This window comes from Chloracidobacterium sp. (assembly GCA_016711345.1).
GTDB lineage: Bacteria > Acidobacteriota > Blastocatellia > Pyrinomonadales > Pyrinomonadaceae > OLB17.
This window is the reverse complement of the sequence record JADJTD010000001.1, coordinates 3,938,327-3,957,917: the sequence shown is the minus strand read 5'-3', so window position 1 is coordinate 3,957,917 and position 19,591 is coordinate 3,938,327. Positions and strand designations below refer to the sequence as shown.

At 50.2% G+C, this 19,591-nt stretch carries 15 protein-coding genes and 1 tRNA gene; 10 read left to right on the top strand and 6 right to left on the bottom strand.

Annotated features, from left to right (window positions below; translation table 11 throughout):
• Positions 1–55: 55 nt before the first annotated feature.
• Complete coding sequence (locus IPL32_16735; GenBank protein ID MBK8467464.1) at positions 56–2,767, top strand: valine--tRNA ligase; 2,712 nt, start codon at positions 56–58, stop codon at positions 2,765–2,767.
• Positions 2,768–3,382: 615 nt separating this feature from the next.
• Here IPL32_16735 and IPL32_16730 read toward each other — a convergent pair.
• Both IPL32_16730 and IPL32_16725 read right to left on the bottom strand, forming a co-directional pair.
• Positions 3,383–3,520, bottom strand: coding sequence for a hypothetical protein (locus IPL32_16730; GenBank protein ID MBK8467463.1), 138 nt, complete (start codon positions 3,518–3,520; stop codon positions 3,383–3,385).
• A 248-nt stretch (positions 3,521–3,768) separates the two neighbouring features.
• Positions 3,769–4,047: a hypothetical protein gene (locus IPL32_16725; GenBank protein ID MBK8467462.1), complete on the bottom strand. Its 279-nt coding sequence runs from the start codon at positions 4,045–4,047 to the stop codon at positions 3,769–3,771.
• A 118-nt stretch (positions 4,048–4,165) separates the two neighbouring features.
• Here IPL32_16725 and IPL32_16720 point away from each other — a divergent pair, with 118 nt between their 5' ends.
• A complete protein-coding gene (locus IPL32_16720) occupies positions 4,166–4,873 on the top strand; it encodes a hypothetical protein (protein MBK8467461.1) in 708 nt (235 codons plus the stop codon).
• A 60-nt stretch (positions 4,874–4,933) separates the two neighbouring features.
• Here the strand turns inward: IPL32_16720 and IPL32_16715 are convergent, their stop codons facing one another.
• On the bottom strand, positions 4,934–5,386 hold the full coding sequence (locus tag IPL32_16715) for a hypothetical protein (GenBank protein ID MBK8467460.1): 453 nt from the start codon (positions 5,384–5,386) through the stop codon (positions 4,934–4,936).
• Between the two features lie 112 nt (positions 5,387–5,498).
• Here IPL32_16715 and nadC point away from each other — a divergent pair, with 112 nt between their 5' ends.
• Entirely contained in the window at positions 5,499–6,356 is an 858-nt protein-coding gene (gene nadC / locus IPL32_16710) for a carboxylating nicotinate-nucleotide diphosphorylase (GenBank protein MBK8467459.1), read from the top strand.
• A 41-nt stretch (positions 6,357–6,397) separates the two neighbouring features.
• Here the strand turns inward: nadC and IPL32_16705 are convergent, their stop codons facing one another.
• Positions 6,398–7,300 carry a CPBP family intramembrane metalloprotease gene (locus tag IPL32_16705; GenBank protein ID MBK8467458.1) on the bottom strand — a complete coding sequence of 301 codons (903 nt, stop codon included), beginning with the start codon at positions 7,298–7,300 and terminating at the stop codon, positions 6,398–6,400.
• Between IPL32_16705 and IPL32_16700 the strand changes: the two genes are divergently transcribed.
• The 4 genes from IPL32_16700 to IPL32_16685 all read left to right on the top strand — a co-directional run bounded on the left by IPL32_16700 (position 7,273) and on the right by IPL32_16685 (position 14,463).
• Positions 7,273–9,213 (top strand): HAMP domain-containing protein, encoded by a 1,941-nt coding sequence (locus IPL32_16700; GenBank protein ID MBK8467457.1) that lies wholly within the window; start codon positions 7,273–7,275, stop codon positions 9,211–9,213. The genes IPL32_16705 and IPL32_16700 overlap by 28 nt on opposite strands.
• A 16-nt stretch (positions 9,214–9,229) precedes the next feature.
• A complete protein-coding gene (locus IPL32_16695) occupies positions 9,230–9,688 on the top strand; it encodes a hypothetical protein (GenBank protein MBK8467456.1) in 459 nt (152 codons plus the stop codon).
• Positions 9,685–11,028: a sigma-54-dependent Fis family transcriptional regulator gene (locus tag IPL32_16690; GenBank protein MBK8467455.1), complete on the top strand. Its 1,344-nt coding sequence runs from the start codon at positions 9,685–9,687 to the stop codon at positions 11,026–11,028. Before IPL32_16695 ends, IPL32_16690 begins: the two co-directional genes overlap by 4 nt.
• A 285-nt stretch (positions 11,029–11,313) precedes the next feature.
• On the top strand, positions 11,314–14,463 hold the full coding sequence (locus IPL32_16685) for a VCBS repeat-containing protein (protein ID MBK8467454.1): 3,150 nt from the start codon (positions 11,314–11,316) through the stop codon (positions 14,461–14,463).
• Positions 14,464–14,556: 93 nt separating this feature from the next.
• Here IPL32_16685 and IPL32_16680 read toward each other — a convergent pair.
• Together IPL32_16680 and IPL32_16675 are read right to left on the bottom strand one after the other, a co-directional pair.
• Positions 14,557–14,633, bottom strand: a tRNA-Arg gene (locus IPL32_16680).
• Positions 14,634–14,725: 92 nt separating this feature from the next.
• On the bottom strand, positions 14,726–15,745 hold the full coding sequence (locus IPL32_16675; protein MBK8467453.1) for a VWA domain-containing protein: 1,020 nt from the start codon (positions 15,743–15,745) through the stop codon (positions 14,726–14,728).
• A gap of 245 nt (positions 15,746–15,990) precedes the next feature.
• On the opposite strand from IPL32_16675, the gene IPL32_16670 reads away from it, so the two are divergent.
• From IPL32_16670 to IPL32_16660, 3 genes are read left to right on the top strand one after another with little or no spacing between them, the layout of a single operon-like run.
• Positions 15,991–16,545, top strand: a complete 555-nt coding sequence (locus tag IPL32_16670; GenBank protein MBK8467452.1) for a hypothetical protein — start codon at positions 15,991–15,993, stop codon at positions 16,543–16,545.
• Between the two features lie 34 nt (positions 16,546–16,579).
• Entirely contained in the window at positions 16,580–18,175 is a 1,596-nt protein-coding gene (locus IPL32_16665) for a protein kinase (protein MBK8467451.1), read from the top strand.
• Positions 18,176–18,190: 15 nt separating this feature from the next.
• Complete coding sequence (locus tag IPL32_16660; protein MBK8467450.1) at positions 18,191–19,582, top strand: tetratricopeptide repeat protein; 1,392 nt, start codon at positions 18,191–18,193, stop codon at positions 19,580–19,582.
• Positions 19,583–19,591: the final 9 nt, after the last annotated feature.

The following is a 19,591-nucleotide window of genomic DNA, read 5'->3' as shown; positions in this document are numbered from 1 at the left end:
GAAATGAAAGCTGGCCGTTTTTGTTTTAGAATAGGTGTTTTACCAAAACGCAATTATGGAACTCGCAAAGGCCTACGACCCAAAAGAGGCAGAAGAAACTCATTACAAACGCTGGGAAGAAAGCGGTTTTTTCAAGCCTGAGATAAACCAGGACGCGAACGCCGAAGCCTATTCAATCGTCATTCCTCCGCCGAATGTGACGGGCAGCCTGCACATGGGCCATGCCCTGCAGCACACGATAATGGACGCACTCACGCGTTGGAAGCGTATGCAGGGCTATCGCACTTTGTGGTTGCCGGGAACGGATCATGCTGGTATTTCCGTTCAGAGAAAAGTTGTTGAGCAGCTCAAGAAAGACGAGCATAAGAAGCCGATGGATATCGGCCGTGAAGAGTTCCTGCGTCGCTGCTGGCAGTGGAAGGAACAATACGGCAACACGATCACCGAACAGATGCGTCGCGAAGGTGCGTCGGTCGATTGGTCGCGGCATCGTTTTACGATGGACCAATCGCTGTCGTTGGCGGTTCGCAATGTATTTTGCACCCTTTACGACGAAGGCCAGATCTATCGCGGATTGCGTATCGTCAATTGGTGCCCGAAGGACAAGACTGTGCTGTCCGATCTCGAAGTAAAAGAAGAGACAAAGAAGGACGGCAAGCTCACTTATCTAAAATACCCGATCAAAGACAGCAATAAGACTATAACCGTCGCGACGACGCGGCCGGAGACGATGCTTGGCGACACGGCTGTGGCAGTTAACGGCGATGACGAGCGGTACAAAGACCTCGTTGGAAAAACGATCTTGCTGCCGTTAACGAATCGCGAGATTCCTATCATCGCTGACGAATACGTTGACGCCGAATTTGGAACCGGTGCGGTCAAGATTACGCCTGCGCATGATCCGAACGATTACCTCGTCGGTGAGCGTCACAACCTCGAACAGCTTCTGGTGATGAATATGGACGGCACGATGAATGCCGCCGCCGGGCCGGAGTTCGAAGGCCTTGATAGGTTTGCCGCGCGGGAAAAGGTCGTCGAGGAATTTGAAAAGCTCGGGCTGCTTGAAAAGGTTGATGATTACGAAGTGACGCTGCCGGTTTGTGAGCGGTGCAAGACGATCGTCGAGCCGATACTTTCGGAGCAGTGGTTCGTCAAGATGGACGAGCTTCGCGATCTCGGGCTTGAGCTTATAAAAAATGAAAATGCCCCGCGTTTCTCGCCGGAAGTTCCGCACGCAAAGGTTTACACGACTTGGCTCGAGAATCTGAAGGACTGGACCATTTCCCGGCAGCTTTGGTGGGGGCATCAGATACCGGCTTGGTACGACCCGGACGGCAACGTATTTGTTGCACCGACTGAAGCCGAAGCAATGGTCAAGGCCGGCGGCCGCGAACTGACGCAGGACGGCGACGTGCTTGATACGTGGTTTTCGTCGGGTTTGTGGGCGTTTTCGACTTTTGGTTGGAACGGTGTTGTTACGACGTCGCCTGATCTCGAGAAGTTTCTGCCGACGGATGTACTGGTTACGGGCCGGGACATTATCTTTTTGTGGGTTTCGCGGATGATGATGCTTACGAAGAAGTTCACGGGCAAGGTCGCTTTCAAAGATTGCGTCATAACCGGCACGGTTCTTGGCAAAGACGGCAAGCCGATGTCCAAATCGCGCAACAACGGTGTCGATCCGATCGAGATGTTCGACAAATTCGGCGTTGATGCGACGCGAATTTATCTTGCTTCGATAGCTACCGGAGCAGATATTCGCTGGAACGATGTCGGCGTCGAGACTTACCGCAACTTTGCGAACAAGATCTGGAACGCGACGCGGTTTTGTTTGATGAATGCTGAGGGCTCGGCGGTCGATCATCCTTCGATAGTTTTTAACGCAAAGACGCAAAGTAGCAAAGACACAAAGGAAGAGTCATTGGCTGATAGATGGATCGTCTCGCGTTTGAACCGCACGGCGATTGATGTTAACAAAGCGCTGGAGAAATACGAATTCCACACGGCGGTGTCGCTGCTTTACCATTTTTTCTGGGACGAGTTTTGCGATTGGTACATCGAACTCGTGAAGGACGGCATCATTGCGGGCAATGTTGAAGCCACGACGCGGATCGTCACCATTATGGAGATCGCTTTGCGGATGCTGCATCCATTTATGCCGTATCTGACTGAGGAACTGTGGCTCAAATTGCCTGGCACGTCTAACGCTCTGCATAACGCGGCATACGCAAACGCCGAAGCGACGATAATGCTGACGACTTTTCCGCCGGGAGACTTAGGGGCGATCGACGAAGCGGCTGAGGCGGAGATATCGGCGGTCATCGACCTTATAACAAAGGTGCGTAACATCCGTGCGGAGATGAATATCCCGACGGCGATCAAGTTCACGGTGCATATCGCGGCCAGTTCGGCGATGCAAAAGGTATTTGAAGACAACAAATCGCAGATCCTCAAGCTTGCGAAGGCCGAGGGCCTTGTTATCGCCGATGCTCTCGACGTTCCGCGTGCTTCGGCAAAGGCGGTGACCAACGACGCGGCCATCGCCGTGCCGCTCGAAGGGCTGATCGACTTCGACGTTGAACGCACGCGGCTCTCGAACCAGATCGCCAAGCTCACCGACGAAAAGGACCGCCTCGCCGGACAGCTCTCAAACGCAAATTTCGTCGACCGTGCCCCGCTCGATAAGGTCCAGGAACTCCGCGACCGCTTCGCCGAGCTGGAAAAACAGATCGAGACGCTGAATAATAATCTGGAGGCTTTGAATTGATGAGATATATCAACCTTATTTCCGTCGCTGGGCTCTTTCTGATATTCGCAACAACAGGGAAAGCACAAGTAACGAAGATTTCCGAGAGCGAATAATAGATCAGATGCCAAATGCTAGCCACATCGCACTTAAACTTGCTCGGTGGGTAACAGCCTTCGCGCGATCCACGGCCGATCGTATAAATAGAATTACAACAGCCTTAGCAAGCGCTGCCCGCGCTGCCTCTAAGTTCATAAAACGAACGTATGTTGCATTAGAAGAGTCATTGTGCCGACTTCTAGTAGCCGGCATCGAAATCGTTTGGATTCTTCGACAACTTTTTTATATTGCAGCGGTTCCCGTAGTTGTCACGGTTGCCGCTTACTATTTAGCTCGGTGGTGGATTTGGCTCGTAGCGATTGGCACTTGGTGTGTGGTAGTAGCGGGGTTTTTTGGTATTAGTAAGCATTATGACGAGAATGAGGATCCCGACGTCTTTCCCGAAACACTCAGAACTACTCTTTTGAAGGCTTGCAAAATCGTGCTGCGGATCACGTGTTTTCTAGTATCTGCTATTCTAGCTTGGCATACGCTCGGTTTCATCGGACCAATAGCGGGTGTTGAGGTACAAGAGCTTCAAAAACGGCTATCCCAATCCACAAATTCACCTAAGGCCCAAATTACACCTTCCCCCGCAACGCCGACGGCAACTCGTACGTTTACGCCGACGCCGACACCAAACAATTCTCCTTCACCAACTCCGGAATCAGTCAATCAAGTTTTACCAAGGGACGCTATAAGCCCAACCCCAAAAAAGCCTAGAACGAAAAGGATACGTCGAAGCGTACAATATGATTCCTGTGAGGCTGATCCTAATTGCTGTGAATGCGACGAAGCCGATTGTGTTTGCGAGTAATTCACGGTGGGATATAGAAGATTCACCTAATACGCGGCAATCGGAGCCTTTTGAAGAGTAATTTTCACAAAAGCTCGATAAATGCTTGCTAAAAGCGATAAATCAATCATGTTTGGCGGGTTGCTTTTTGCTCGAAGCGGGCTGCTTTTTGGCAAAAGCAGGTTGCTTTTTCATAAAAGCGGCCTGATTTTCTCCTGAAGCAATGATCTTTTCCAGCGAAGCAACGCTCTTTTCCACCGAAGCAAAGCTCTTTTCTACTGAAGCGACGCGCTTTTGGGTGTAAGTTGAGTGCTTTCGTTTGTAAGTTTTTTGCTTTTATATGAAAAATGGCTGCTTTTGGCTCGAAATGCTTTGCTTTCGTGCGGAAGTTTTGTGCTTTGGCCATTGAGATCATCGCTTTTGTTTAACTTAATGACGCTTTGTTGCTAAAGAAAGCCGATTGGTCTATTATTTTTCTGCATTTAGCAGCAAATCATTGAGGAGAATACCTAAGGAGGACAATTATGATACCTAGCAAAACATGGTTTCCGCAGAGCCTGCAGGAAAGGGCTGCGTGGTATGAGAATTTTAACTTTCAGGCACAATCGACGGGCGCGTCGCTTGGGTTGACGGTCGATGATCTGACGCAGATCAACGAGGACAACATGATGATGCAGTTTCTGGCGAGCACTGCCGTTACGTTTGAGACGTTTAACGAGTCATTTACGCTGTTTCGCAACCTCGTCACGACGGGAGATATTGGCGACACGCCGCCGCCGTTTCCGGCTTTTCCGTCGCCGGGCATTCCGCTCATCTCGCCGGTCGTTGGAATATTCGAGCGCGTTTCCGAGGTTTATCGTCCGCGAATTATGGCTTCGGCTGCTTACACCGACGAGCAAGGCGCTCTTTACGGACTCATCGGAGCCGGGCCGGAACCGCCCGATCCTGCGACAGTTGAACCAACTCTAAAAACCTTTCCGGCCGCGACGGGCAATATGTTTTCGGCAGTCGTTACAGGACGAGCGCAGGCTGACCAATGGGTGATCTCTTACGCCGAAGTAGGAACAACCAACTGGATAGTGGCAGGCACATTCACGGGCAAGAGCGGTGACATAACCGTTCCAAACACAACGGGCAAACCCATTCAACTCCAAGTCCGCATCCAACTCCGAAAAGGCAACGCCAACTACGGCCAACCGTCAGCGATCATCTTAACGACGGTCAATCCGTAAGGTTTGTCGTGGAAAATGGGCGTTACTTCGGTAGCGCCCTTTATGCTCGTCGTCTCTGCATCACATTGGGTCGTAAATCAAATCTTCGAGGCTACAGGAGATTAGCCACTTGGTTGACACCAATCGCAATCTAACGCGTGACCCTCTGATGCTTACAGACCACGTGTCTCCTTTGGCACTACAAGCTGCATCTCCGTAGGCGAAATTAAGCGTCAAACGTCGATCACCGTGCCACTCGCCGTAACGAAAGAAATAAAGAATTCCGTTAGCTGGGTTATCGACCACGACGAATTTTATGTTGTGAATGTGGGGAAGCCATTCCTTTTTGATATGGTAGGCTGCGATATAAATCGTTTTTGGCTTCTTCGGCGCGTGGAAGTACCACATGAGTATCTGCTTAACGACAGGTTCCATCTGGGCATCCGGAAGAACAATTGCTCGGGTGTCAACCTGTGCAAGAAGCGGCACTTGACAACATATTAGAAAACCGCCGATCAGGATAATACGTTTCATTGTCTTTAATGATGTTCCAGACAATCGGTCGGTTGCTTTGGCAGACTAACCTCGCATTGCGGTCAGTATCTCATCCACGACCTTTTTGGCGTAGTCTGATAAACTGATTTTTATGAACTGGCTGGAAAGCGGCGATGTGATGCAGGCGATAGGTGATTTTCTCGCCGAGGATATTGGGCGCGGGGATATTACGACGGCGGCGACGGTGGCGGGCGACACTTTGGGTGTCGGGCGGTTTTTGGCGAAGGAAGACCTCGTGCTGTGCGGGCTGGATGTCGCCGAGGCGGTGTTCTTTCAACTCGATCCGGAGTCGTCGGAGATCGAGACGACGTTCAACGAAGGCGACGAGATCGCTTTGGGAACGGTCTTTGGGACGCTGAAAGGTTACGCCGACGTTCTGCTCACCGGCGAACGCACGGCTTTGAACCTACTCCAGCGAATGTCCGGCATCGCGACTTTGACGCGGCAGTATGTGAAGGCTGTTGAAGGCACGGCGGCTCAGATCGTCGATACGCGCAAGACGACGCCCGGTTTGCGGCTGCTGGAGAAATACGCGGTCAGGGTCGGCGGCGGTAAGAATCATCGTTTGGGGCTCGACGACGGCGTGCTCATCAAGGACAACCACATCGCCCTCGCCGGCGGCATCACCGAAGCCGTCAACGCCGCGAAAGCCCACTGCGGCCACCTCCACAAGATCGAGGTCGAGATCACGAATTGGGCACAATTAAGAGAAGCCCTCCTCGCCGGAGCCGAGATCGTCATGATCGATAACCAAACTCCCGACGAGGCAGCGAAATTAGTCAAGATGGCCCGCGATATGAACCCTTCGGTGTTGATCGAGGCCTCGGGCGGAATGGACCTCGACCGCGTCCGCTCATTCGCCGAAGCCGGAGTCGATCTCATCTCCGTCGGACGCATTACGCACTCGGCCCGGGCTGTGGATATTTCATTCAAAATTCAAAGCGCATAAGAAGAGTCACCACAGAGTACACAGAGGGCACAGAGAAATAACTATTGGCTTCTTAACTCAGTGATCTCTGTGTTCTCTGTGGTAGAAATTGGCAGAATATGGATAACGGCCATCGAAAGCAGGATCGCACCTGTGCACGCGATGCCGCCTTCGAGGCCGTAGGTTGTGCCGGTGAGCCAGGTTGGGCCGGTGTCTATCTCTTTTAGCAACGGGTTGGTCGTGAGATCTGTCAGGCCGCTCACTTCGATGCCAAAAACTGAGCCTTGCATCCAGTTCCACATCAGATGCATTCCCCAAACTAACCACAGATCACGCGTTTTTAGGTAAGCTACGCTGAACCAGATGCCGGCGAGGATGGTGTTCGCGGTCGAGATGACGGTGGCGTTTGGGTTCCGAAAGTGACCGAGGCCAAAAATGATCGACGTCAACAGAATAGCCAGCCAAGCGAGATCCGACCGTGCGAAGGTTTGGAGAACGTAACCGCGGAAGAGAGCCTCTTCCCAAGCAGCGCCTGCGGCGAAAACAATAAACGAAATTACAAGCGAGTAAAAAACTCCGCTTGCAGGATTGAATGTAAACCGCTCACCACCTGCGCCAAACGCAATCAGGACAGCGAAACCAAGTGTAACGGCGCCGATCAATATACCGAGCAGCAGATGCTTCAACCAGCCTTTGGTAAACGCCGCACCCAATGCACTGAAGGGAAGTTGCTCAAGCAATCTACCGCACAGCCAACCGGCAAGAAGTGCGGAAAGGAGCGTTACGATTGCGTTGACGGTGAAAGAAATATTCGAGGGTTGCGACGTGTCGTGCTCGTTCGCATTTAACGCAGAACTGGCGATCAGTCCGAACAAAGTTGCGGCAAACGCGAATACAAACAAAAAGATCGCCGCCCGCCAGCCGCTGCGGAGTTTGTGTGAATTGTCGAACAGTATCGTATTCATGTGACTTCGATCAGCACGGGCTTCGGCACCACAGATTCTACCGCACTGATGACTGGCGTGTTAAACTTGCACTCGTGGAAAGAGAGATTCCAAAGGTAAAGCGACGCAAGACGCCGTGGGTCGTCGGCACACTGATGGTCGTGTCTCTGGCGACGCTCATCATCCTGCAATCGACGAATCTGTGGAAGGAATTCACTATTGATTCGTCCAGCGATCTGATACTGCTGTATGCGTTGTCGTCGCTGAATTTTATTGCGTTCGTCATCTTTGGCTTCATATTTTTGCGAAGCATTATCAAGCTTGTTCGTGAGCGGCGCACGTTTGAACTCGGCGCACAGATCAAGACGCGGCTGTTTATTTATTTTGCTGCGGTCAGCTTGCTGCCGATACTTGCGATGGCGTCGTTCTCTTATCTTTTTCTAAACCGGGCGCTTGACCGCTGGTTCTCGCAGATACCGCAAAGCGTTATTCAACAAGCCCGAAATCTCGAACAGCAGTCGGTCAATAACTCGCTTGCGGAACTCGAACGCCTTGGACGCGAGCAGCAGACCATTCGCCGTATCGCCTTGTTGACCTTAGGAGTGCTGACCTTTTTGCTGATGTTTGCTTCGTCGTGGATCGCGTTTTATGTTGCACGCGGATTGACCACGCCGATCAAAGCCCTTGCCGAAGGAGCGAGTGAGATAGCCGCAGGAAACTTTGGCCATCGCGTCGATGTTTTTGCCGAGGACGAACTCGCTCTGCTTGTTACGACTTTCAACGATATGTCGGCCAAGCTCGAATCGAACTCAGTGGAATTGGGCGAACGTCGCAAATACATTGAGACACTGCTCGAAACTCTGCCGACCGGTGTTGTGTCGTTTGATGCCGTCGACCGCGTTAGTACGATAAATCGTGCGGCAGCGAATATTTTGCGGCTCGATGGAGCTGATTTTGCGGGCGTCGAACTCGACGATCTCGTCAGCGAAGATAGTCGCGATATTTTCAAAAGGTTGGTCGGCAGGGCACGCCGCGTTGGTCATGCTTCGGATCAGACGACGCTCAAGGGCGAAAGTTTGAACTATGACTCTACGCCGGAAAATGAACTTACGGTAGCGATCACGGCGACAAAGCTGCCTTCGGACGATGGCGTTGTTCTTGTGATCGAGGACCTTTCGGAATTGATCTCGGCTCAGCGAGCTTCGGCATGGCAGGAAGTTGCTCGTCGCATGGCACATGAGATAAAAAATCCGCTGACGCCGATACAGTTGTCTGCCGAGCGCATTGCAAAACGTTTTACAAAGTCCGGCCACACTGACAACGGCCTCGGCAAACGCATCAACGATAAAGGTCCGATCGGAGATGTCGTCCACGAGAGCACGGAGACGATCCTTCGCGAGGTCACTTCGCTCAAGACGATGGTTGACGAGTTTTCGCGTTTTGCTCGTCTGCCCGATACGAAACTTGAAAACGGCGATCTTAACGCTGTGATCGATCAGGCGATAATGGTTTTTGACTCGTCAATGGAAAATGTCGAGATCGAAACCGCGCTTGTCTCCGATCTGCCGCAAGTCTATATCGACGCCGAGCAAATGAAGAGCGTTTTTGTTAACCTTATCGGAAACGCCGTCGAGGCCTTTGAAAGCGCGACACCTGAGCGAACAATTTGGATAACGACGCGGCACGACACAGCACGCGATCTGATAGTAGCCGAAGTTTCCGATAATGGAAAAGGCATCGCACCGGCTGATCTGCAAAAGCTGTTTCAGCCATATTTCTCGACAAAAGGGCGTGGCACCGGACTTGGCTTAGCTATCGTGAATCGGATAATTTCGGAACATCATGGACGCATCAAGGCTGTAGCCAATCAGCCGAAGGGTGCGAAGTTTATCATCGAGTTACCAACTCAAACGGATAAAAATGAGGTCGATTGATCGCTACAAAACTACGATGCGGCAGACGCGCATTTTTGGAATTTTGGGGGCTTCACTGTTAATCCCAGCCGTTGCGGATGATATCAGCAGAATTTTCGGAGCCATTCTTTTATATGAAGGGGAAATCGAAAACTCAGTAGTATATCGACAACAGGTTTTGATTGTTCTGGCAGGCTTGGTGGGAATCCTCGCACTGTTTCGTATTGTAATGCTGGTAGTTTTTAAGACAGATGCGTATATTTGGATTGCCTTAAGCTGGCTACTTTTAGCAATAGCAATTTGCGGATACATCTTGCGTAGTATTCCTTCGATTCCGGTACATCACTGTAACGACCAAGGAATTTGTTTTGGTCTTTATGACGCAACCTTTTCCCTAAATTCAATCACTATCGTCGGCTGCTTTTTTATGATATTAAGTTTGGTGCGCTTCTTATCAACTTTAGCCTACGTTTTTAAGCAGCGAAGACTCATATGAACTCGATTCTCATAGTTGACGACGAACCCGGAATCCGCGACACGCTACGAGGTGTGCTTGAGGACGAAGGGTTTTACGTTTCAACAGTTGCGACCGGCGAGGAATGCCTTGACGCCGCTCGAGGCGGCGATTTTGTATGTATTCTGCTCGACATCTGGCTTGGTGACGGCATCGACGGTCTTGAAACGCTCGCGAAACTAAAAGAAGAATCAACGGATGCGGCAGTCGTGATGATCTCGGGCCATGGCAACATCGAGACCGCTGTTCGCTCGACCAAACTTGGTGCCTTTGATTTCATTGAAAAGCCTTTAAGCCTCGAACGCACTATCCTCACGGTTAAAAATGCGGTTCGCCAACGCCAGCTTGAGATCGCGAACGCGCAATTGCAATCAGAGCTTGCCGAGCAGTATGTGATGGTCGGCGAATCGGTCGCAATGCGTGCGCTTCGCAAGCAGATCGCCATCGTCGCTCCGACCGACGGCCGCGTGCTTATCTCGGGCGAAAGTGGCACAGGCAAGGAACTCGTCGCCCGAGCGATCCACGCTCAGTCAAAACGCAAGAACGCTCCGTTCGTTGAGATCAATTCCGCTGCGATTCCCGAAGAGCTTGTTGAGTCCGAGCTTTTCGGCCACGCGAAAGGCGCGTTTTCCGGAGCCACAAAATCAAAGAAAGGGAAGTTTGAAGTTGCGGATGGAGCTACGCTCTTTCTCGACGAGATCGCAGATATGTCCCCGCGAGTTCAGGCAAAAATGCTGCGTGTTTTAGAAGAACAGCGATTCGAGCCGGTTGGCAGCAACACCCCTGTTTCGGTCGATGTTCGAGTCGTGTCGGCGACGAACAAGCCGCTCGACAGCCTGATCGAGAATGGTCATTTCCGGTCCGATCTTTTTTACAGGCTTAACGTCATTCCGTTTCAAGTGCCGCCGCTTCGCGAACGCCGCGAAGACATAGCCGCGCTAACAGACCATTTCAATCAGCGTTTCTCCAGTGATTATGGCAAACCAGCGAAAGAGTTTACCGAAGACGCGATAGATGCTTTGCAAAATAACGACTGGTTCGGCAACGTTCGTGAGCTAAAAAACACCATCGAACGCATCGTGATTATGAACGCCAAACAAACGATCACCGCCGATGATCTACCCAAAATGGAAGCCGCCGATGGAATTCCTGCGTCAAGCTTTCGCTTTCCGACTTTCAAGGACGCGACCGACGCTTACCAACGTGAATTCATCCAACACAAGCTCGCCGAGTTCGAAGGCAACGTCGCCAAAGCCGCCGAAGAAATGGGCGTCGACCGCAGCCACCTCTATCGCCGAATGCGCAATTTGGGTATTAAATAGTTTTCGATATCCCGTCTCCTACGATTGAATAACGCTTCTAGTATTTATTTGAGTAAGGCCGATAGATGGATGCTGGAAGAACGGGATTCTTAACACGAATTTAATGTCTTTCCTTTACCGGTTGCTTGAATAAATCAATCTTCAGGCGTATGCTACTCCAAATCAAGCTTTTTTGGTTAATCCACGTAGTTCAAGTTGGTGAAGTACGTGCCGAGCCTTTCGGTTGACGTTAACCCTGTGATCGTTTAAGTAAACTTAGGTTTACACACTTACCGGAGATAGAAGATGAAAATTGGAAAAATACACTATTCGTTTGTCATTTTTCTGGCCATTTTTGCTATATTTTTTGGCTCGAAACTAACCACGTCGGCAAGATCGACTGACAATTTGCAATCGGGTTTCGTTTATCAGGTCAGCGAGTTCTTGGGTTTACAGAATGTCCCTGTTCTTTTGAATGGGCAAGCTTCTGATTCCGCAACTGATCCCAAAAACAAACCTTTGCGGGGACTAGTGCAGGTTCCGGTCTCGATGCCCACAGCCAGCGCTTCGCCGGGCTCGCTTATTGTCATTCCCGTAACGACAGGCGACTTAACTGGACTGGGTGTAATTTCTTATGACTTTAACGTGGACTTCAATCCGACGGTACTGACGCCCGCCTCGCCGCCATACGACATTGCCGGAACATTAAGTAACACGATGACAGTGACGCCCAATCCTAATTTTCCCGGGCATCTGATAATTACTGCTTTTCAGGCTTCAAATCTAAGCGGAGCAGGAACTTTGATAAATCTTAGGTTTAATGTTGTCGGTGGGTCCGGACAAACCACGGCGTTGTCCTTTGCAGACTATACCGATCCAAACACCATCTTTCATCCAGGATTTTCGTTCAACGAAGGTGATCCGGAAGCGGTTCCTTCGAACGGAAATTTTACCGTCGAGGGTCCGACACCGACTGCAACTGCATCGGCGACGTCAACTTCAACCGCAACGTTTACGCCTACTCCGACAAATACGTCGACAAATACTCCGACAAGCACCTCTACCAACACGGCCACGAACACACCATCGGCTAGCCCAACTGGCACGCCTCTTCCGACGCTTGGCATATATCCGGCGACGAGCGTTCCTCTGAGCGACAATATTACTGTAACGCCTGATGCTCCTCCGACAATGACGGACAGCATAAGCGTTTCGACGGGCACCAACTTTATCGGAGAACTAACTGCCGACCCGTTAACGGGCGTTATTCGTGTGACCAATGCTCATCACGCAAATATCTCTCCCGGGACATACACGGTTGTTGTTACGGCACTCGGCCCCGGCGGTACGACGCAAACAACATTTGCGCTTACCGTCACAAACGGTTCTTTTTGCTACGGAATTCCGGGACAAACATCACCTGCCGTACCCGAGATCGGAGTTGGAAGTTTACCGCGTTCGATAGCTATTGGAGATTTCAATGGTGATGCCATTCAGGACATTGCAACCGCGAATTTTACTTCGTCGAACGTTTCGATCAGATTGGGCGACGGCATAGGCGGATTTACTTCGCCGGCCGTGCCGGAAGTTTCCGTCGGAGCTTTCCCAAGGTCGGTAGCAGTCGGAGATTTTAACGGCGACGGCTTGCAGGATTTTGCAACGACGGGTTTTGCATTGGGCTTTGTCTCAATACGTTTGGGAGATGGCAGCGGAGGATTTACTTTGCCCGCTTCTCCGGAAGTTTCTGTAGACAAGGGCCCTTATCATATGGCGATAGGGGACTTTAACAATGACGGCATAAACGACTTTGTAACTGCTAATTCGGCGTCCGCCAACGTCTCGATCCGTTTAGGTGACGGAATTGGTGGATTCACCTCTCCCCCTTCACCATCCGTCGATCTCGATGGCAGTCCTCGTGCAGTAGTTATTGCAGATTTCAACGGCGACGGGAAGCAGGACTTTGCTACTGCAAATGCCACTTCGGCAAATGTCTCCGTCCGACTGGGAGACGGTCTTGGAGGTTTCACGTTGCCTGTAGTGCCGGAAATTTCTCTTGGCGCCGGTAACAAGCCCCGCTCAATCGTGATCGGCGACTTTAATGTCGATGGTATTCAGGATTTTGCAACGGCAAACTTAGACACTAGCAACGTATCGATCCGGTTAGGCAACGGCAGCGGCGGATTTACTTCACCAGCGGTGCCGGAGATTACGGTTGGAGCCGCTCCTCAGACTATCGCTATCGGTGATTTCAACAACGACGGCAAGCAAGACTTTGCATCGGCTAGTTCTACCGCATCTACCGTCTCAATTCGTTTCGGAGACGGCAGTGCTGGATTTACCTTGCCGCCAACCGCTGAAGTCACTCTCGGCGGAGCTACCCCTCTGTCAGTTGCTATCGGCGATTTTAATGGAGACGGTATCCAGGACTTTGCCACGGCAAATGATGGCTCGAACAATAGTTCGATCCGCCTTGGTGCCTGCTCACCGTTCAGCATCACCGGCACCATTACATATGGCAACGCGGCAGGTGCTCCGACACCTCGTTACGTTTCGAATGTAACTATGACGGCTGTCGGTTCGCCCAATGTCATTACGACAACCGGAGCTCCGGGACCGGGTGAGGGCGAATATTTGCTTAACGTATTTGGGCCTGGGCCTTACACGGTTACACCGTCCAAGCCATTCGCTTTCGACACGGCAATAAACTCTTTCGACGCCGCTCGCGTTATTGCGCACGTCACCGGTACTAATCTCTTGTCCGGGAATGCTTTGGTCGTGGCTGATGTTAGTGGAAACGGTCTTATTCAATCATTTGACGCAGCACAGATCGCTCGCTATTCCACTGCAAGTCCGCCTTTCGGACAAACGGGAACATGGAAGTTTTACACTATTGCAAATATTCCATTCCCACCGGGCGTTACGCCCACGAGCCGAACATATCCGACCATAAGCAACTTTGCCGGTCAAGATTACACCGGATTGCTGATGGGGGACGTTTCCGGCAATTGGACAAACAGCGGGCCGAGGCCGATCAACCGCAGAATTGGGCCTGAGCGTGCGACAGCCGTAAACCTGCCGCACATGACAACACCGACTGGGAAAGAAGTGATCGTACCAGTAAGCGTAGATGGAACCGCAGAGAAGGGAATAGTTTCCTATGAGTTTGTCTTAAGGTATGATCCTTCAGTAATACAGCCTCAGGCGGATCCTGTCGGTGTTGCAGGAACAGTTAGCCGCGGCCTCACTGCTGTTGCTAATGCAAGAGAACCTGGCATTTTGAGAGTTGCGTTGTATGGAGCGATGCCAATAAATGGCAACGGACTGCTTCTGAATCTCAGATTCAACGCCGTTGGTGCACCGGGTTCGATCTCGCCGCTGACTTGGGAACGTCTTCTATTCAACGACGGTTACCCAATGTCGACGGCATTTGATGGGCAAGTGTTGATAATAGACTAAATGCAAAAACGGCATTGCAAATGCCGTTTTACTAAACAAATAAAGCGGGCGAGAATACAGTTTATTCTTGCCCGCTTTGTTATTTTGAATAGATGGTACACCCGGCATGATTCGAACATGCGACCCCTTGATTCGTAGTCAAGTACTCTATCCAGCTGAGCTACGGGTGCACAAGGCGAATTGTTAGACTACAAACCAATCGCGAAAGAGTCAAGCCTTGACCAGATAACAGTGTGAGCAATAATCGTGTAGGCCCGTTCGTTTATTTCGGAAAATAGCCGGGCCGTGTGCGGGAAATAAGGCTCGAATCTTTTATTGTGAGCGTGATAGCCCTCCATTTTCCGTCGCGTTTTGTGTTTGTAGGTTGGTATTCGATTGTGTAGAGCGTCCGCAGATCGGCTGCGACTTGCGCGTAGAGACGTCCCATTTCCTCAAGCCTGTTTATGACGTTGAGTGTGCCGCCGGTACGATTGGCTATGAGCTGCATACGATCTCTCGCTGCTTTGTATATTGCGAACAGACGTGGGGTGGGGTCCGGAAGCTTTGCCGGATCGCCGGTAGGAAGTGCCATCGGATAAATAGTCACTCCCTGAGCATCTGAACGACTTAGAAGTTGATTCAGGACTTCATTTGTCTCAATGTTGATCGCGGTCGCAATCTGGTCGTCCTTAACAAGTCCGAGAAGTTTGAGGTCGCTGTCTTTGGCTGCTGTATCGACCCCATCAGTTAAAACAATGACGGCCTTTCGTCTGGTTTTTTCTTTCGACAGCTTATCGAGAGCGAAATTGATAGCTTCGTACACCGGCGATTTTCCATCACCATTTGCGACATTTATGGAATTGAGGATTGACGAGCGGCTTGTCGTAAAGTCATTTAGAAGATTGATCTTTGGTTTTCGGTCGGAACCCTTCGTTGTTGATGTGTAGAATTCAACCACGGCCACACGATCATTTGGTGATAGTGCGTCGATAAATCGAGAGGCGGACATTCTGATCGTTTGCCTAAAACTGATCGTTGAACCGCTCATATCCAGAATTATCACAACACTAAATGGAGCTGCGCTGGGCTCAAACCGAGTAATTTCCTGCTTTACTCCATCCTCTAATAACTCGAAGTTATTTATATCCAGATTGGTGATAGGCCGTCCTTTTTGGTCAACGACACCGACATTAAGTCTGACAATAGACGAATCGACGCGTATTGGATCGTCGTCCTGTGCCACGGCTGAGAGAGTTGTGATAATGAAAATAAAGAAGAGTAAAGGCGCCTTTCGAAAAACCATAATGAATGTTAGCAATTTTGACGCGGAATAAAGAAGCAGGGTTGTATTGTTCAGAAATTACCGTCGTTTTGTTGTAAAGGCATACAATGTATTATTTTGAAAAAGCAAATGTGGATTTTCGTGCTTTGATATGGCTACCACTTGGATTGGTTTTAGTTTATAATCGTTTCAAACAATGGAAAGCGGGTATAGGACTGCTTTTCGTGTCTAGTTATCCCGGTCAACAATTTTGGATGGTGAAGGAGATGCTCTTTCGGCCAAGTTTTTGTGCAAATTGCGGAGAAAAAATAGATCGTGCCGATTGGGGGATCTTTACCAGCCGACGGTTTTGTCAGGTCTGCGAATCTGAGTTCAAAGGCCAGGATCTAATACCGGGATTCATCGTTGGGGTTGCGTTACTCATCGGTGTTTTTGGTTTTGGCGGTTATTTGAAGAGTGGTTCGGTTGCGTCTGAATCACAATTAGTCAGACAGCCTAAAAAGCTTGTTGATCAACCGGCAGCTACGGAACAGGCCCCAAAATTAGAGAAGACGACAACTGCCGTCGGCAATACTAATTTCACGGTGCCGTCGGTATCGGAAATTCCGAACAAAGCTGAGGCGTCGAGAACGGATGCCCGAATGCAAGAACCGCAGAGGCCTCAAAGAATGCAGGCTGAACCGGTCGAGGAAGTATACTTTTGCGGTGCAAGTACAGTTAAGGGAACGCCTTGCAAGCATCGAGTAAAGGGAAATGTTAGGTGTTTTCAGCATGTGGGTATGCCGTCATTGCTTCCGTCGAACAATTTGAGGATCAAATAATCTGGATGTCTTTTTTTGCGAATATTAAACTTTGATGAAACCACTTGCTCCAAACTCAATGATCCAAAACCGCTATCTGATCGTACAAATGATCGGAAAAGGCGGTATGGGAGAAGTTTATCTGGCGGTTGACCAGCGATTGGGAAGCGCGGTCGCCTTGAAGCGAACATTCTTTAACGATAACCAGACCCTTGGCAGCGCTTTTGAACGCGAGGCGAGGATACTTGGACGTTTACGGCATCCGGTACTGCCGAAAGTGATCGATCATTTTGCTGAAAATGGCGATCAGTTTCTAGTTATGGAACACATTTCGGGCGATGACCTTGCTAAGAGGCTGGAAACTGCGGCTGAACCGTTTCCATTGAATTGGGTAATGTTTTGGGCAGATCAGATGCTCGATGCATTGTCCTATCTGCATTCGCACGAACCGCCAATCGTTCATCGTGATATAAAACCACAAAATCTGAAACTCACAGATGAAAATCACATCGTGCTGCTTGATTTTGGCCTGTCAAAGGATTTTGATACCAACTCAGCAGGTAACTCGTTAAACTCGGCTAGTGTTGCCGGATATTCTCCGCATTTTGCTGCAATGGAGCAGATTCGCGGTACCGGAACCGATGCGAGAAGCGATCTTTATTCATTTTCTGCAACACTTTACCAGTTGTTGACCAATACGATACCGGCTGATGCATTGACGCGTGCCGATGCATTGTTGGGCGGGCAAAAAGATCCGATCATTCCGTTATATGAAGTAAATCCCGCGATATCGCCTGCCATCTCGGAGGTGATACTTAAGGGCGCGGAGTTGCGTCAGGATCAACGATATTCATCTGCGTCGGAAATGCAAAAGGCTCTTCGGCGAGCTTTCAAACAGGGCAAAGATGAGGATGTTAACGATTTAAAGACGCTCGAAATGACGGTGGATGCTGTTGTGGTTCCGGCAGCGCCGCAAACCAATCCATCAGAAATGGCGACGAGGGCTCAACCGGCATCAGAACCACCACCGTCACCGCTGATTGCGGCTTCTAAAGACAGCGTGCCTGCAACAACTTCGCAGCCTAAACAATCGGATCTGCGGACGGAAGTTTTGCCGCCAAAGGATATTGACAGCGAGATAGCAACACGGATCACTTCGCAGCCCAAAGCAGCGGCCGCAGAAGTAAACCCAATGCCGTCGCCTGCCGTGCAGGTCAATATTCCTAAAGCTGCTTCGCCAAAAGGATCGTCTAAATCAGGACTTATTATCGGAGCTTTGATCGGATTGCTTCTGCTTGGGGTAATCGGGGGCGGAGTTGGTTGGTATTATTATTCAAAGAACAAAGCTGCCGTTCAACCTAAGCCGACTCCGACGCCTGCGGTTGTTGCTCCATCACCCTCGCCGACGCCGGAAATGGCTGTCGAAAGTGATCAGAACAGTAACTCGAATTCAAATACGGCAGTTGTTGAGGTAAACACGGAAACTGATACTCCATCACAGAATTCTTCAACAACCTCTGTCCCAGGTACGGTCAAGCCTCAACAGCCGGGAACTAAGAATGTGCCTGGGCGAACTGCGCAGCCTCCTGCTACAAAATCGACTCCAAAATCCAAGCCTCGCAGTGACGACAGGACGGTGATCTTACAATAAAGATTCATGGTAAATATGAAACGGAAAGGCCCTCTATACGCATGTGTTATTTTTTTGGCGGTTCTTGTTATTGCTGCTCCGTTGGAACTTTCGGCTCAGTCGAAAAAAGTTCGCGATCAGGCGAGAAAGCTTGCGGAACAGGCACAAAAAGCCAGTCAGCAAAAAGATTTTCGTCAGGCTGCAGAACTCTATGCTCAAGCTATTAGTCTTCTTCCGAACAACCCGGATCTTCATTATCGAAAGGGTTTCGCCCACATCGAACTTAAGGAAAATGATAAGGCGATCAATGATTTTACATTGGCATTAAACAAGGGTTTTAAGCCGCCGATCGAAATTTATCGCATTCGTTCCTATGTTTTTTACGAGGTGAAGAATTATGACGCCGCTTTGGAAGACCTGCGAAAAGGCATGGCCATCGCTCCGAACGACCTTCCATTTCTGAAAATGATGGGCGAGATAAACATGGACCGCAAGGCTTTTCCTGCGGCACTTGAGGCATTTCAAAAGGCTTCGAAAATGGCTCCTGATGATGCAGATGTCCATTACAATATGGCGCGGGTTTATTTCGCATTGGGTGATGCAAAGGCGCAGGGAACTGAGGCCGATCTTGCTCTTTCAAAGGGAACAAGATTTCCGGGGGAAGCTCATTATTTAGCGGGTGACGCACGGCAAAAACAGGGAAATTTGGTTGGTGCGATCGACGCCTATCAAAAAGCGATAAATTCAAAACCTGATATCTATCAGGCATATATCAATCTTGCCGAGGTATATCGAAACGAGAACCGTTTTAACGATGCGATCTCCATATCAAAACAAGGGCTTCGAAACTTTCCGAACGATGGAGCGATCTATACGTCGCTAAGTGAATTTTACAGCCTTGCAGACAGGCCGGAAGATGCCGTTCAGGCAGCCAAAGCAGGCATCACGCTGCTTCCGAATCGCTATCTTGCCTACACAAATCTTTGCCGTGCCGAGAACACGCTCAAGAACTACGGAGATGCCATTGCCGCTTGCAACAGTGCTCTAAATTTACAGCCCGATGACGGTGAGACTAATTATTATTTGGGCAATGCATATGTCGGGCTCGGCAGATCGGTCGAGGCGACGAACCGTTATACTCGTGCTGTAAACGGACTGACCGCCTACACCGAAAAATATCCAAATCTGTCGGACGGCTGGTATCTGCTTGGGAATGCGTTATTTGCTGACAAGCAGTATGATAGGTCTATCGAAGCCTACCTGAAATGCCTTTCGCTGAGCCCTAAGTTCCTTCGGGCAAGAGTAAATCTCGGCATCGTTTATACCCGTAAAAAGAACAAGGCTGCGGCCGTTGAACAGTACAATTTGGTGCTTCCCGCCGATGCCGCGCTCGCTGCAAGATTGAAAGCTGAGATCGACAAGATGTAGTGTCACTTC

Excerpts from the sequence above, each read along its gene's own strand:
- IPL32_16705 (MBK8467458.1), bottom strand. The coding sequence starts at position 7,300 with ATGAATACGATACTGTTCGACAATTCACACAAACTCCGCAGCGGCTGG.
- IPL32_16665 (MBK8467451.1), top strand. The coding sequence starts at position 16,580 with ATGAAACCACTTGCTCCAAACTCAATGATCCAAAACCGCTATCTGATC.
- IPL32_16675 (MBK8467453.1), bottom strand. The coding sequence starts at position 15,745 with ATGGTTTTTCGAAAGGCGCCTTTACTCTTCTTTATTTTCATTATCACA.
- IPL32_16695 (MBK8467456.1), top strand. The coding sequence starts at position 9,230 with ATGCGGCAGACGCGCATTTTTGGAATTTTGGGGGCTTCACTGTTAATC.
- IPL32_16720 (MBK8467461.1), top strand. The coding sequence starts at position 4,166 with ATGATACCTAGCAAAACATGGTTTCCGCAGAGCCTGCAGGAAAGGGCT.
- IPL32_16670 (MBK8467452.1), top strand. The coding sequence starts at position 15,991 with ATGCTCTTTCGGCCAAGTTTTTGTGCAAATTGCGGAGAAAAAATAGAT.
- IPL32_16690 (MBK8467455.1), top strand. The coding sequence starts at position 9,685 with ATGAACTCGATTCTCATAGTTGACGACGAACCCGGAATCCGCGACACG.
- IPL32_16685 (MBK8467454.1), top strand. The coding sequence starts at position 11,314 with ATGAAAATTGGAAAAATACACTATTCGTTTGTCATTTTTCTGGCCATT.
- IPL32_16725 (MBK8467462.1), bottom strand. The coding sequence starts at position 4,047 with ATGGCCAAAGCACAAAACTTCCGCACGAAAGCAAAGCATTTCGAGCCA.
- IPL32_16735 (MBK8467464.1), top strand. The coding sequence starts at position 56 with ATGGAACTCGCAAAGGCCTACGACCCAAAAGAGGCAGAAGAAACTCAT.
- nadC (MBK8467459.1), top strand. The coding sequence starts at position 5,499 with ATGAACTGGCTGGAAAGCGGCGATGTGATGCAGGCGATAGGTGATTTT.
- IPL32_16660 (MBK8467450.1), top strand. The coding sequence starts at position 18,191 with ATGAAACGGAAAGGCCCTCTATACGCATGTGTTATTTTTTTGGCGGTT.
- IPL32_16715 (MBK8467460.1), bottom strand. The coding sequence starts at position 5,386 with ATGAAACGTATTATCCTGATCGGCGGTTTTCTAATATGTTGTCAAGTG.